11 protein-coding genes are annotated in these 13,671 nt (G+C 70.7%); 6 read left to right on the top strand and 5 right to left on the bottom strand.

The window, feature by feature from the left end; all coding sequences use genetic code 11:
• Positions 1-14: 14 nt before the first annotated feature.
• The gene (locus AB0J69_RS22920) at positions 15-623 is read left to right on the top strand and encodes a response regulator transcription factor (RefSeq protein WP_364120851.1); all 609 of its coding nucleotides are present in this window, start codon (positions 15-17) and stop codon (positions 621-623) included.
• Here AB0J69_RS22920 and AB0J69_RS22915 read toward each other — a convergent pair.
• Positions 564-2,645: a histidine kinase gene (locus AB0J69_RS22915; protein ID WP_364120472.1), complete on the bottom strand. Its 2,082-nt coding sequence runs from the start codon at positions 2,643-2,645 to the stop codon at positions 564-566. The two genes, AB0J69_RS22920 and AB0J69_RS22915, sit on opposite strands and share 60 nt — an antisense overlap.
• Before the next feature lie 10 nt (positions 2,646-2,655).
• Complete coding sequence (locus AB0J69_RS22910) at positions 2,656-3,450, bottom strand: universal stress protein (protein ID WP_364120469.1); 795 nt, start codon at positions 3,448-3,450, stop codon at positions 2,656-2,658.
• A gap of 79 nt (positions 3,451-3,529) precedes the next feature.
• Between AB0J69_RS22910 and AB0J69_RS22905 the strand changes: the two genes are divergently transcribed.
• Together AB0J69_RS22905 and AB0J69_RS22900 are read left to right on the top strand one after the other, a co-directional pair.
• Entirely contained in the window at positions 3,530-3,832 is a 303-nt protein-coding gene (locus AB0J69_RS22905) for a hypothetical protein (protein WP_364120466.1), read from the top strand.
• Between the two features lie 82 nt (positions 3,833-3,914).
• A complete protein-coding gene (locus tag AB0J69_RS22900; RefSeq protein WP_364120464.1) occupies positions 3,915-4,466 on the top strand; it encodes a phosphatase PAP2 family protein in 552 nt (183 codons plus the stop codon).
• Here the strand turns inward: AB0J69_RS22900 and pip are convergent.
• From pip to mscL, 3 genes are read right to left on the bottom strand one after another with little or no spacing between them, the layout of a single operon-like run.
• Entirely contained in the window at positions 4,438-5,391 is a 954-nt protein-coding gene (gene pip, locus AB0J69_RS22895; RefSeq protein ID WP_364120461.1) for a prolyl aminopeptidase, read from the bottom strand. The genes AB0J69_RS22900 and pip overlap by 29 nt on opposite strands.
• Positions 5,392-5,407: 16 nt before the next feature.
• Positions 5,408-5,983 carry a hypothetical protein gene (locus AB0J69_RS22890; RefSeq protein WP_364120459.1) on the bottom strand — a complete coding sequence of 192 codons (576 nt, stop codon included), beginning with the start codon at positions 5,981-5,983 and terminating at the stop codon, positions 5,408-5,410.
• Between the two features lie 37 nt (positions 5,984-6,020).
• On the bottom strand, positions 6,021-6,443 hold the full coding sequence (gene mscL, locus AB0J69_RS22885; protein WP_364120456.1) for a large conductance mechanosensitive channel protein MscL: 423 nt from the start codon (positions 6,441-6,443) through the stop codon (positions 6,021-6,023).
• A 227-nt stretch (positions 6,444-6,670) separates the two neighbouring features.
• On the opposite strand from mscL, the gene glgX reads away from it, so the two are divergent.
• Genes glgX through treZ form a run of 3 tightly spaced genes read left to right on the top strand, consistent with a single transcriptional unit; the run spans position 6,671 to position 12,591 of the window.
• Positions 6,671-8,764: a glycogen debranching protein GlgX gene (glgX, locus tag AB0J69_RS22880; protein WP_364120453.1), complete on the top strand. Its 2,094-nt coding sequence runs from the start codon at positions 6,671-6,673 to the stop codon at positions 8,762-8,764.
• Complete coding sequence (gene treY, locus AB0J69_RS22875) at positions 8,757-10,886, top strand: malto-oligosyltrehalose synthase (RefSeq protein ID WP_364120450.1); 2,130 nt, start codon at positions 8,757-8,759, stop codon at positions 10,884-10,886. The genes glgX and treY overlap by 8 nt, the downstream gene beginning before the upstream one ends.
• Positions 10,876-12,591, top strand: coding sequence for a malto-oligosyltrehalose trehalohydrolase (treZ, locus tag AB0J69_RS22870; protein ID WP_364120447.1), 1,716 nt, complete (start codon positions 10,876-10,878; stop codon positions 12,589-12,591). The genes treY and treZ overlap by 11 nt, the downstream gene beginning before the upstream one ends.
• Positions 12,592-13,671 lie beyond the last annotated feature (1,080 nt).

Raw genomic sequence — 13,671 nt, 5'->3', positions numbered from 1 at the left:
TGGACAATGTGTGCGTGATTCGCGTACTCGTAGCCGAGGACCAGGCCGTCATCAGGGGCGCGCTGGCGGCCCTGCTCGACCTGGAACCGGACCTGGAGGTCGTCGCCACCGTCGAGTCGGGCGCGGCCGCCGTCGCCTCGGCCGCGGTGGAACTGCCCGACGTCGCCGTCCTGGACATCGACATGCCGGGCGAGTTCGACGGCCTGGAGGCCGCCGCCCGCATCCACGCCCGCGTGCCCGCCTGCCGCACGCTCATGCTCACCGGGCACGGCAAGCCGGCGCACCTCAAGCGGGCGCTGGCGGCGCAGGTGGGCGGGTTCATGCTGAAGACCGCGCCGCCGGAGGAGCTGATCGGCGCGATCCGGGAGGTGGCCGGCGGCAAGCGAGTGCTCGACCGGGCGCTGGCCGTCACGGCCTGGGACCTGGCCGACAACCCGCTCACGCCGCGCGAGGCCGACGTGCTGCGGCTGGTGGCGGGGGGCGCCGACGCCCCGGACATCGCCGCGCAGCTGCACCTGACGCCGGGGACCGTGCGCAACTACCTGACGGCCGTCGTGGCCAAGCTAAACGCACGCAACCGTACCGACGCCGTCCGCATCGCCACCGAGTCCGGCTGGATCTAGGTAGGGCGCCCGGGCGTCGAGCCGGAACCAGCCGTCCTCGACGCCCGTGGTGAGCCGGCCGTCCAGGGCGGCCAGGCGGGTGGTCAGGTTGCCCAGGCCCGACGAGCCGCGGCGGGCCTCGCCCGGGCGGGCGCCGTCGTTGCGCACGGTCAGCCGCACCAGGCCGCCGTCGGCCGCCGTCGAGATCGAGCAGCGGCGGGCGGTGCTGTGGCGCAGGACGTTCGTCACCGCCTCCCGCAGCACGGCGCTGAGCACGGTCTCGACCTCGGCAGGCAGGGGCGGGTGGGCCAGGTCGGCGGTGACCTCCACGCGGGCCGCGCGCAGGATGGACGCGGCCGACTCCGCCTCGGCGGCCAGCGACAGGTCGCGCTGCTCGCCGGAGACCGAGCGCAGGTCGTGTCCGGCGCGCTCGGCCATCTCCAGCACCTCCGCCAGTTCCGCCCGAGCCCGCTCCGGCGGGAGGCGGCGGGCCAGCTCGCACTTGAGCAGGATGGCGGCCAGGCTGTGTCCGAGCAGGTCGTGCAGGTCGCGGGCGGCCCGCAGGCGCTCCTCGACCACGGCCGAGCGGGCCAGGTCCTCCCTGGCCGCCTGGAGCTCCTTGGCGATCCGGGCCAGGCGCAGCAGGCTGTAGACGACCAGGCCGGTGACCAGGGTGCTCAGGGTGACGTTCGCGCCTTGGGGGAGGGGCAGGCCGAACAGGGCGGCGATGGCGGCGGTCGAGGCCACGACGGCGGCCACGAGCGGCCAGGCGATCCGGGGGCGGAAGGCCAGCAGCACCGGCCCGGCCAGGAAGCCGCTCGCGCCCAGCCAGATCGGCCCGAACACCGGGACCGGCGCGTAGGTGAGCACGGCCATGACGGCCAGCGCCGTCATGTGGCGGCCGGTGACGGACCTGAGCTGCATGACCACGATCACGGCCAGCATCGCGGCGCCGGGCACCAGCAGGGGCGGCGGCATCCGGAGCAGCGCCTTGACGCCGAACCCGACCAGCACGGCGGCCAGCAGCAGCACGGACATGTCGGCGGGCTCGCGCTTCTCCGGGCGGCGCTGGGGCGCGGGCACGGTGGCCTCGACGGTGTGGCGGCCCTGGTCGGACAGGCCGCTCGCGAGCCGGCCGCCCGCGGCCCGTACCTGGCGGGCGAGGTCGGCCAGGGCGTCGTCCTCGGCGGTGCGGCGGCCGTCGTCGGTGACGCGCAGGCCCACCGTGCCGGCCTCCTCGGAGGTCTCGATCACGCAGGTACGGGCGGCGCCGTGGCGTACGACGTCGGTGACGGCCTCCCGGAGCACGGCCGCGAGCAGCGCCCCCGCCGGTCCCAGCGGCTCGGTGTGCCCGGAGCGCACCTCCACGGCCACCCCCGCCGCCGCCAGCATGGCCTTGGCCGTGGTCAGCTCGGGGGCCAGCGACATCGCGCGGAAGCCGGCCGCCGCCGCGCGGGCGTCGGCCAGCGACTGCCGTGCCGTGGCCACCACCTCGCCCAGCTCGGCGGTCCCCGCTCCGGCCAGGGCCCGGCGCACCCCGCCGATGATGGTGTCCAGGCCGCGCCCCAGCCCGTCGCTGAGCTCGGCCGCGATGCGCAGCCGCTCCTCGCCCACCGCCGCGGCGGCCAGCGCCAGGCGGGTGGCGTGCAGCTCGTCCACCCGCTCCACCAGCCGGATGAGGCCGGGGACGATCAGCGTCATGAGGATCGTGGTGATCGCCAGGTCGAGGGTCGTGATCACGTCGCCGCCCCGCGCGTACGCGATGACGACCGCGCCGAACACCACCCCGGGCGCCAGCGCCCACAACCGGGTCACCAGCAGCGAGCCGGCCAGGTAGCCCAGCACCACCACGGACGCCCCGGTCCCCAGCGTCACCCAGGAGACGAGCGCGGCCTGCGCGGCCAGCAACCACCACTTCCTGGCCCAGAGCGTGTAGAGGCACTGCACCGCGAAGACGAGGACCGCCCCGGCGGCGCCAGCCAGGACGTAAACGCTGGACAGGGCGGCCAGCACCGCCACGACGATCACACGGGCCAGTAACACACCCGCAAGCCTAGGAGAACCCCCGGGGCAGGACGGTGACGGGGCAGGCGGACGCGCGCAGCACCTTCATGGCCAGCTCGCCGAGGAACACCCGGTGCGGCTGCGCGTCCTCGCTGGCCGCGCAGACCAGCAGCTCGCCCTCCAGCCACTCGACGTCCCGCAGCGCGGCCGCCACGTCGTGCCCCTCGGCCACCTCCGACTCCGCCTCGATCCCGGTCTTCTCCCACGCCAGCCGCACGGCCAGCGCGAGGTCGTCGCGGAGCTTGCCCTGGTCCTCCGTGCGCAGGTCGAGCGTGATCAGCCGGAGCGGCACGCCGAGCCGCAGCGCCGCCTGGGCCACCTGCCCGACGGCCGCGTCGCACTGCGGCCGGTGCACGTAGGCCAGCGTGAGACGGGCGGGCTCGGTGGGCGGGAGGTAACCGGCGGGCGCCAGCATGACCGCCTCCGACGACAGGTGCAGCAGGTGGTCGGAGGTGGCGCCGATCGCGATGCGGCCGGGTGCCCCGCCGGAGGCGGAGCCGACCACGATCAGGTCCGCCCTGATCCGGCTGGCCACCACCGACAGCCCGCGCCCGGAGCCCCTGCTCTCGTACGTGATGTATTCGGCGGTGACCGGCCCGAGCTCCTCGGCCGCGTGCGCCAGGTTGGCCTGCGCCTCGACCGCCAGGCCGGGGCTGCCCGGCGGGTAGATCGTGGCGACGGTGAGCTCGCCGCCGGTCACGCGCGTGATCGCGGAGCCGAGGGCGAGAGCGTCGCTCCCGCCCGCGTCATTCGTGTAGCCGACGATCACGTGCGCTCCGATCACGACACCCCTCTTACCCGCTCTGAACAGGGAATACGCGGCTTTATGGGGAGCGTTGTCAACATACGGAGGCGCAAAGAACGTGAAGATCACCCTTGACACCCGGTTCAACGGGTCCCTCGGCCCCGTCACGCTCCGTGAAGCGGTTCAGCAGCTCAAAGAGCGTGACCTGGCCTGCACGGTGGCCCTCGACACCGTGGAGAAGAAGGCCACCGTCTTCTCCGACTGCGTGGAGCGCGGGTTCACGCCGCTCCGCAGCGAGATCATGGCGGCTTACTACGTCGCCGAGCGCGACGCCACCACCGAGGCGTTCGACCGGGGGCTGATCACCCGCGGCGAGCTGGAGACGAAGCACGCCGCCCTGGCCCGCCGGCTCCTGTCCTGAGGATCTTTCCACCTTTTGGTGGAGGCGTTTGACGGGTTGAGTTCGTAAGGTCGTGTCCATTGCCTATTCACGGATTGGACACGTGTTGTACCAGGACATCGTCGACTTCTCTCTCACCACGCCCGCATGGCTCCACACGCTCGCCGAGGTCGGCACGGACGCGGGGTTATTCGTGTTCGCGGCCCTCTTCGTGGTGGCGGCGCTGCGGGCGTGGCGGGGGCCGGCGCGTGACCTGGCGCTCGTGGTCGCGGGACCGGCCGGGATCGTGGCCGCGTACGTGGTGAGCGAGGTCGTCAAGCTCCTCGTCCGGGAGGACCGGCCGTGCCGGGGCGGGATCACGACGATCGCCGTGTGCCCGCCCTCGGACGACTGGTCCTTCCCCAGCAACCACTCCGTGATCGCGGCGGGCGCGGCGGCCACGCTCGTGCTGGCCTGGCGGGCCCTGGCGTGGGCGGTGTTCCCGCTGGCCGCGGTCATGGCGTTCTCGCGGGTGTTCGTCGGCGTGCACTATCCGCACGACGTGGCCGCGGGGTTCCTGCTGGGGCTGGCGCTCGCACCGCTGTTCGCGCTGCTGCTGGTCGGGGCCGTCACCCCCGCGGTACGCCTCATGCGAACCCGTCTGTCGCCGCGATGAGCCGGTCGAGGACGCCGGGCTCGGAGTAGGCGTGCCCGGCGGCGTCGACCACGTGCAGCTCGGCCTCGGGCCACGCCCTGTGCAGGTCCCAGGCCGTGGCCATGGGCGTGCACACGTCGTAGCGGCCCTGCACGATCACCGCCGGGATGTGCCGGATCTTGCCGACGTCCCTGATGAGCTGGCCGGGCTCGAACCAGCCGCTGTGGGTGAAGTAGTGGTTCTCGATCCTGGCGAAGGCGACGGCCATCTTGTCCTCGCCGAACTCCTCGACCAGCGCGGGGTCGGGCAGCAGCGTGACCGTGCCGCCCTCCCACTGGGCCCAGGCCTTGGCCGCCGCCAGCCTGGCGTCCGCGTCCGGCCCCTCCAGCCTCTTCCTGAAGGCCGCGATCAGGTCGCCCCGCTCCTCCTCCGGGATGGGGGCGACGAAGCGCTCCCACAGGTCGGGGAACAGCTCGGAGGTGCCCTCCTGGTAGAACCAGCGCAGCTCCTGGGGCCGCAGGGTGAAGATCCCGCGCAGCACCAGCTCGGTCGTCCGCTCGGGGTGCGTCTGCGCGTACGCCAGCGCGAGCGCGCTGCCCCACGACCCCCCGAACACCTGCCACCTGTCGATGCCGAGGTGCTCGCGCAGCCGCTCCATGTCGGCCACCAGGTTCCAGGTCGTGTTGGCGCTCAGGTCGGTGGCCGGGTCGGAGGCGTGCGGCAGGCTCCGGCCGCAGTTGCGCTGGTCGAACAGGACGATCCGGTAGAGCTCGGGGTTCCACTGGCGGCGGTGCTTGGCGCTGCACCCGCCTCCGGGGCCGCCGTGCAGCATGACGGCCGGTTTGCCGTGGGGGTTGCCGCAGACCTCGTAGTAGATCTGGTTGCCGTCGCCGACGTCGAGCAGGCCGGAGTCGTACGGGTCGATGGGCGGGTACAGGGTTCTCATAGGCCCTGATCCTGCCTTACTTTCCGAATTCGTAGCGAGCGAGGAACGAGCGGTCGCCCGTCGCGTACTCGTGGAACGCCTGCCGCACCTCCGCCAGCTCCGGCACCATCGCGCGGACGAGCGTGCCCTCTTTGTACTCCAGCTCGTATCCCGGCGAGACCTGCAGGAAGTGCTGCCCGAAGTTCACCAGCGCCACGAACGGGTTCTGCGGCGACAGGGTGCCCAGCACGTCGTGGACGAGCCCGAGGTCCGGGTCGTTGACGATCATGCCGTCGCCCGTGTGCAGCTGCATGCCCTCGTAGACCCCCAGCGGCGCCACGTTGTGCACCAGGTCGCGCTGGGGGTCGTAGCAGACCAGGCCGTGGGCGCGGGCGATCGTGAAGACCTGGGCGGACATCTCGTCCATCGTGTCCAGGTCCATGGTCACCAGCGCGTGTCCCGGATAGAGCGTGATCTCCCCGGGCAGCTCCTTGGCGACGTCGGGCACGTCACCGCCCCCCGGCTCGGTCCGCTTGACCGCCAGGTACGTCGCACGCGCCTGGTCCCTGCTGATCGGCACCGGCTCGTCCCAGACCATCAACTCAACGCTCATCGGTCCATCTTGCCGAACCGGTGCCGCCGGTCGCGTGTCACTGCCTGGGTTTTTCCGAATCCGGCACCAGCTCCACCGTGCAGCTCGCGCACCGGCGGGCCTCGGCGGGAATGTCGGACAGGCATTCGGGGCACTGCTTGGTCGTGGCCGCCTGGTCCCGGTTGAACAGGCTGATGAGCCGGGTCATCGGGGCCACGACCAGCCAGTAGACGACGGCCGCGATGATCAGGAAGGTGATCAGGTGGTTGAGGAAGTCGCCGTACCTGAACACACTGCCGTTGACCGTGAAGGAGTAGTCGGCGAAGTTCGGCTGTCGGCCCCCGGTGATCGCGCCGATCAAGGGGGTGATCAGGTCGCTGACCAGCGCCTGCACGAGGCCGCTGAACGTGGCGCCGACGATCACCGCCACGGCGAGCTCGACGATGTTGCCGCGAAGTAAGAACTGTTTGAAACCGCCCATGACATTCGCATGTAGCCCAGAGCGGCGCTCGCAAACGATGCTGGACGGGTGGGCCGCCTCCGATACCGCGCCGTCGGGGGCGGTCCACCCCTTTTGACCTCGGGCTTTGATCTCGATCTGAGTGATCATCGGTGCAGCGTGGGAAGGAACATGGTGATCAGTGGGGCCCGGGGTTGTCGGGTGGAGCGGGGGAACGGAACATGGGGAGAGACCGCAAGGGAGCCTCGATGATCGAGATCTGGCCGGGAGACCCCTATCCACTCGGGGCTACCTACGACGGTGCGGGGACGAACTTCTCGCTCTACACCGAGGTCGCGGACAAGGTGGAGCTGTGCCTGTTCGACGAGGACAACGTCGAGTCGCGGGTGCCGCTCACCGAGGTGGACGGGTTCATCTGGCACGGCTACCTGCCGGGCATCGGCCCCGGCCAGCGGTACGGCTATCGCGTCCACGGGCCCTACGACCCGTCGCGCGGGCTGCGCTGCAACCCGGCCAAGCTGCTGCTCGACCCGTACGCCATGGCCATCGAGGGCGGCGTGCGGTGGCACGAGGCGGTGTACGGCTACCGCTTCGGCCAGCCGGACACCAGGAACGACCTCGACTCCGCCCCCTATGTGCCGCGCTCGATCGTGATCAACCCGTTCTTCGGGTGGGGCCACGACCGGCCGCCCGCGACGCCGTACCACGACACCGTGATCTACGAGGCCCACGTGCGGGGGCTGACGATCAGCCATCCCAAGATCCCCCGGCACCTGCGCGGCACGTACGCGGCCCTGCACCACCCCGAGATCCTCGACCACCTCACCAAGCTCGGCGTGACGGCGCTGGAGCTGATGCCGGTGCACCAGTTCGTCACCGACCACATCCTGGAGCAGCGCGGGCTGTCCAACTACTGGGGCTACAACTCGATCGGGTTCTTCGCGCCGCACAACCGTTACTCCAGCCAGGGGCAGCGCGGGGGCCAGGTGCTGGAGTTCAAGGCCATGGTCAGGGGGCTGCACGAGGCGGGCATCGAGGTCATCCTCGACGTCGTCTACAACCACACCGCCGAGGGCAACCATCTCGGGCCGACGCTGGGGTTCAGGGGGATCGACAATCCCGACTACTACCGGCTGGTCCAGAACGACAAGCGCTACTACGTCGACACCACCGGCACCGGCAACAGCCTGCTCATGCGCTCGCCGCACGTCCTGCAGATGATCATGGACTCGCTGCGTTACTGGGTCATCGAAATGCACGTGGACGGGTTCCGGTTCGACCTGGCCTCGACGCTGGCGCGGGAGCTGCACGAGGTCGACCGGCTGAGCTCGTTCTTCGACCTGGTGCAGCAGGACCCGGTGCTGTCGCAGGTCAAGCTGATCGCCGAGCCGTGGGACGTGGGCCCAGGCGGCTACCAGGTCGGGAACTTCCCGTCCCGGTGGACCGAGTGGAACGGCCGCTACCGCGACACGATCCGCGACCTGTGGCGGGGGCAGGCGGCCACGCTGCCCGAGTTCGGCTCCCGGTTCACCGGGTCGAGCGACCTCTACCAGGACGACAGCCGCCGCCCCGCCGCCTCGATCAACTTCGTGACCTGCCACGACGGGTTCACCCTGCAGGACCTGGTCTCGTACAACAACAAGCACAACGAGGCCAACAAGGAGGGCAACCGCGACGGCACCGACGACAACCGGTCCTGGAACTGCGGCGAGGAGGGCCCGGCGGGCATCGCCATCGAGTCGCTGCGCGAGCAGCAGAAGCGCAACTTCCTCACCACGCTCTTCCTGTCGCAGGGCGTGCCGATGCTCTCGCACGGCGACGAGCTGGGCCGTACGCAGCGGGGCAACAACAACGGCTACTGCCAGGACAACGACCTGACCTGGGTGGACTGGTCGGACGTCAGGGAGAACTGGCTGCTGCTGGAGTTCACGCAGAGCCTGGCCGAGCTCAGGAAGAAGCATCCCGTCTTCCGGCGAAGGAGGTTCTTCTATGGCAAGCCGGTGCGTGGGTTGAGCGACATCGCGTGGCTCACCCCCTCAGGGGAGGAGATGACCGACGGCGACTGGCACGTGGGATACGCGAAGTCGCTGGCCGTCTTCCTCAACGGCGACGCCATCACCGAGCCCGACCGGCGCGGCCGGCCGATCCGGGACGACTCGTTCCTGCTGCTCTTCAACGCCCACTACGACACGATCAAGTTCACGATCCCCAAGGACTACGGCGAGATGTGGCACACGGAGATCGACACGGCCATGCCGATCAGGCTCGACGCCCGGATGGTCAAGGCGGGAGAGGGGATCGCGGTCCCGGGCCGCAGCGTACGGGTGCTGCGTCGTGTCTAGGCCCATCTCCACCTACCGGGTGCAGCTGACCCCCGACTTCGGCTTCGCCCAGGTGGCGGAGATCGCCGGCTACCTGCGCGACCTCGGCGTGAGCCACGTCTACCTGTCGCCGATCCTGCAGTCCACGCCCGAGTCGCGGCACGGCTACGACGTCACCGACCACTCCAGGATCCGCGAGGAGTTCGGCGGCGCCACCGGCTTCAGGGAGATGGCGCAGCAGCTCGCCGCCCACGACCTGGGCATCGTGGTGGACATCGTGCCGAACCACATGAACACGGTGAACGCCCAGTTCTGGTCGGTGCTGAAGGACGGGCCCGATTCGCCGTACGCGCACTGGTTCGACATCGACTGGGTGGACGGGAAGGTCGCGCTGCCCGTGCTGGGCGACGACACCGAGCCGGTCGTGGACGGCGACGTGCTGCGCTACCACGAGCACGCCTATCCCCACCCCGGGCACTACCGGCTGGTCGACTGGCGCGAGGGGCCCGGCTACCGGCGCTTCTTCGACGTGTCGTCGCTGATCGGGCTGCGGGTGGAGGACCCGTCCGTGCTGTTCGCCACGCACGAGGTGATCTTCTGGCTGCTCGACGAGGGGCTGGTGGACGGGCTGCGCGTCGATCACCCCGACGGGCTGGCCGATCCGCGCGGCTACCTCGATCGGCTGCGCGACCGGGTGGGCGGCGCGTGGACGGTGGTGGAGAAGATCCTGATCGGTCCCGAGCGGCTGCCGGACGACTGGGCGTGCGACGGCACCACCGGTTACGAGGTGCTCAACCGGGTCAACGGCCTCTTCGTCGATCCGGCCGGCAAGGCGCCGCTGATCAAGATTTTCGCGGACATGACGGGGCAGCCCGCCGAGTACCGGCCCGTGATGGCGCAGGCCAAGCGGGAGGTGCTCGACCTGTTCTTCGGGGCCGAGGTGGACCGGCTGGCCAGGGTGGCCTCGTGCGACCCGGCCGCCGTGCGCGAGCTGCTCGCCGCGATGCCGGTCTACCGGGCGTACGTGGTGCCGGGGGAGCCGCCGCCGCCCGAGTCGGCCGAGATCGTCGAGCTGGCCGCCGAGTCCTGCTCGCCCGCCGTGCAACCGCTGGTCCGCGAGGTCCTGTACGGCTCCGCCGAGTCGATCGTGCGGTTCCAGCAGTCGTGCGGGCCGGTCATGGCCAAGGGTGTGGAGGACACGGCGCTCTACCGGTGGTTCCCGCTGGCCTGCCTGAACGAGGTCGGCGGGGAGCCGGACGCGTTCGGGGAGTCGGTTGAGGACTTCCATGACTTCTGCGCGGAGATGTCCCCGTACACGATGACCACCCTGTCCACGCACGACACCAAGCGGTCGGAGGACGTGCGGGCGCGGCTGTCGGTGTTGTCGGAGATGCCCGGGGAGTGGGCGGCGGCGGTGGCGGAGTGGTCGGCGCAGGTGAGCTTCGACCCCCACCTCGACTACCTGGCCTGGCAGAACCTGATGGCCGCCTGGCCGATCTCGGCCGAGCGGTTCACGGACTACCTGCTCAAGGCCGCGCGGGAGGCCAAGACCGCCATTTCCTGGATAAATCCGGATCCCTCCTATGAGCGGCGGCTGCGCTCCTTCGCCGAGGCCGCGGTACGCCTGCCGATCGGCGGGTTCATCGAGCGCATCGACCCCTTCGCGATGTCCAACTCGCTGGGGGCCAAGCTCGTGCAGCTCATGATGCCCGGGGTGCCGGACGTGTACCAGGGCAACGAGACGACCGACTTCTCGCTGGTCGATCCGGACAACCGGCGGCCCGTGACGTACCCGCGCAAGCCCGAGACGTCCTGGGACTCCGCCAAGCTGCTGGTCACGACCCAGGCGTTGCGGCTGCGGCGCAGGCTCGGGGGCGCGGCCCCGTACCTGCCGATGGAGGCGGAGGGCGAGCGGGCGGAGCACGTGATCGCCTTCGCCCGCGGCGAGCGGCCGCAGGCGGTCGCCGTCGCCACCCGGCTCCCCGTGCGCCTGGCCGCGACGGGATGGGGCGCCACGGCGCTGACGCTCCCCACGGGCACCTGGCGGGACCTGCTCACCGGCGCGCTGTTCACCGGGCGGATCCCGCTGGCGCACCTGCTCGGTCAGTATCCGGTCTCACTCCTGGAGAGACATGATCTTTGAGGTCTGGGCACCGAAGGCCACGTCGGTCGAGGTAGTCGTCCTGGGCGGGCGGCGGGCGATGTCGCCCGGGGCGGGGGGCTGGTGGTCGGCCGAGGTGGCGGAGGCGGGGCACGGCACCCGCTACTCCTTCATGGTGGACGGCGACGGGCCGTACCCCGATCCGCGCACGCGGCGGCAGCCGGAGGGGATCTTCGGGCCGAGCGCCGTGTACGACCACGCCCGCTTCACCTGGTCCGACCACGACTGGAAGGGCCGCGACCTGCGCGGGGCGGTGATCTACGAGCTGCACGTCGGCACGTTCACGGGGGAGGGGACGTTCGCGGCGGCCATCGAGCGGCTGCCGCACCTGGTGGAGCTCTGCGTGGACTTCGTGGAGGTCATGCCGGTGGCGCCGGTGCCGGGCGGGCGTAACTGGGGGTATGACGGGGTCGACCTCTATGCCGTGAACGAGACGTACGGGGGGCCGGACGGGCTCAAGTCGTTCGTGGACGCCTGCCATCGGGCCGGGATCGGGGTCATCCTGGACGTGGTCTACAACCATCTGGGGCCGTCGGGGAACTTCCTGCGGCCGTTCGGCCCGTATTTCTCTGGTTTTGACGGCAGTTATTGGGGCGAAGCGGTCAACCTGGATGGGCCGGAGTCCGACGAGGTGCGGCGCTACTTCATCGGCAACGCGCTGCAGTGGTTGCGCGACTTCCACATCGACGGGCTGCGGCTGGACGCCGTGCACGCGCTGCACGACAAGCGGGCAAAGCACCTGCTGGCCGAGCTCTCGGAGGAGGTGGACGCGCTGGCCTGCTCCGTCGGCCGGCCGCTGTCCCTGATCGCCGAGTCCGACCTCAACGACCCGAGCATGGTGCGCCCGCTCGACGCCGGTGGCCTGGGCATGACCGCGCAGTGGGACGACGACGTACACCATGCCCTGCACTGCGCGGTCAGCGGCGAGAGCCACGGCTACTACCAGGACTTCGCCCAGCTCCCGGCCCTGGCCAAGGTGCTGACGAGCGGGGTGCTGCACGACGGGACGTACTCGACCTTCCGGGCCCGCGCGCACGGCCGTCCCTTCGCGGGGGTGCCGGGACACCGGCTGGTGGCCTGCCTGCAGAACCACGACCAGATCGGCAACCGTCCCGCCGGCGACCGGCTGCCGATCCCCGCGCTCAAGCTCGGCGCCGGCCTGCTCCTGACCTCGCCGTTCACGCCGATGTTGTTCATGGGGGAGGAATGGGGGGCGCGCTCGCCGTTCCTGTTCTTCTCCGACCACGTGGAGCCGGCGCTGCGGGAGAGCGAGGGGACGCGGAGGGAGCGGGAGTTCGACGGGTTCGGGTACGTGTGGGAGGCGCCGAACCCTTCGGACGAGGAGACGTTCCTGCGTTCGAAGCTGGACTGGAGCGAGGTGAAGGAGGAGGCGCACTGGTCGCTGCTGTGCTGGTACCGCGACCTGATCGCCCTGCGCAAGGCCCTGCCCGAGCTGTCGGACCCGCGCCTGGACCGGGTGCGGGCGGAGGTGGATCCGCTGGGGAAGTGGCTGCTGGTGTGGCGAGGGGAGTTGGCGGTCGCGGTGAACTTCTCACTGGAGTCGGTGACGCTGCCGCTGCCGCCGGGGACGGTGCTGCTGGCTTCGGACGAGCCGGTGGCGGCGGATGAGGAGGGCTTGCACCTGCCCGCCCAGTCCATGGTGATCACCCGCCCCACACCCCACTGACCACCCCTCCCCACAACGACCCCCAAACCACCCACCACCGACGCCCACCGTCTCCAGGCGTCCACCGTTTCCGGGCGTCCACGGTCTTCCGGCGTCCACCGTCTCTCCCGGCGCCCACCGACGCCGGCCCTGGTTCAGATAATGCGAGCCGATGACTTCGCGCAGTACCGCCTCGACCGCCGTCGGCAACCGGGCTCGCTCCGGCCGCCGCTGGAGTGCCGGGGAAGCAGGCCAGACACGACACCCTCGCCCGCGCGCCACCGGCCCAGCGGCACGTATACCTGGCGCCACGAGATCCCCGGCTCGGCCGCCGCCGCATCCGCGGCGGCCAATCCCGCCCGTGGCTGGGCAGCCCGGTCGGCCGATCGCCTCGGCCCGCTGTACCGCCACATTCCACGTCTCATCCGGGCGGTCAGCACACCCGCTCGATGATCCGCGCTCGCCCGCTGTCCGGACCGGGACCTCACCCTCGCGCACACGCGTACGGAACAAAACGCACGGTACGCACCCGGATGTTCACCGACCCATGCGCAGATTCCGAACCCCCAGGACAGCCGTGCGCACGACTTCGGGAAATGACCCCCGGGCCGCCGCCGTATCCCGCGCCCCGGACCGGGCGGCCCATTGATTGCCGCATGCATCGCCAGGTTTTCCACAGGCGCGTCTTCCACCGGGAGCGTCGTCCACAGAAGAACAAAGGGCGGCTGTGGATAGAGGAAAGAGATCGTTGGGGCCCTGGTCAGGGGGTTGTCGTGGGGTCTGACCTGCGGAAAGGCGCGAGAGGGGGAATCCGGGTGTCTCGTAGAGTCTCACCGGTGCTCACTGTCGCTGACTGTTCGCGGGCCATACACGGGCCAAGGTTTCGGGGTGGTGAGCTGGGGGTTTCCCCGGCCACATGCCTCCCCCTTTGTAGCCTTCCCGTCTGTCGTCGCCCACCCGCTGGGAAGCAGGCCGGGGCTTGGGGGTAAAGATGGAGCTCCCTACTGGGTTCTGGCGCACTTTCTGTGGTCCGGTTGCTGTGAGTGATCAGCGGTTATGGTGCGAGGAGGACGCGTTTGCGGAGCAGGTCGAAGTTGGCCC

The organism is Nonomuraea sp. NPDC049709 (assembly GCF_040674815.1).
Classification (GTDB): domain Bacteria; phylum Actinomycetota; class Actinomycetes; order Streptosporangiales; family Streptosporangiaceae; genus Nonomuraea.
Note: the sequence above shows the minus strand (reverse complement) of the source record. Positions and strands in the feature narration are given on the sequence as shown.

What these genes read in the sequence shown, in the direction of transcription:
- pip (WP_364120461.1), bottom strand. Translation starts at nt 5,391, where the DNA reads ATGAGAACCCTGTACCCGCCCATCGACCCGTACGACTCCGGCCTGCTC.
- AB0J69_RS22890 (WP_364120459.1), bottom strand. Translation starts at nt 5,983, where the DNA reads ATGAGCGTTGAGTTGATGGTCTGGGACGAGCCGGTGCCGATCAGCAGG.
- mscL (WP_364120456.1), bottom strand. Translation starts at nt 6,443, where the DNA reads ATGGGCGGTTTCAAACAGTTCTTACTTCGCGGCAACATCGTCGAGCTC.
- glgX (WP_364120453.1), top strand. Translation starts at nt 6,671, where the DNA reads ATGATCGAGATCTGGCCGGGAGACCCCTATCCACTCGGGGCTACCTAC.
- treZ (WP_364120447.1), top strand. Translation starts at nt 10,876, where the DNA reads ATGATCTTTGAGGTCTGGGCACCGAAGGCCACGTCGGTCGAGGTAGTC.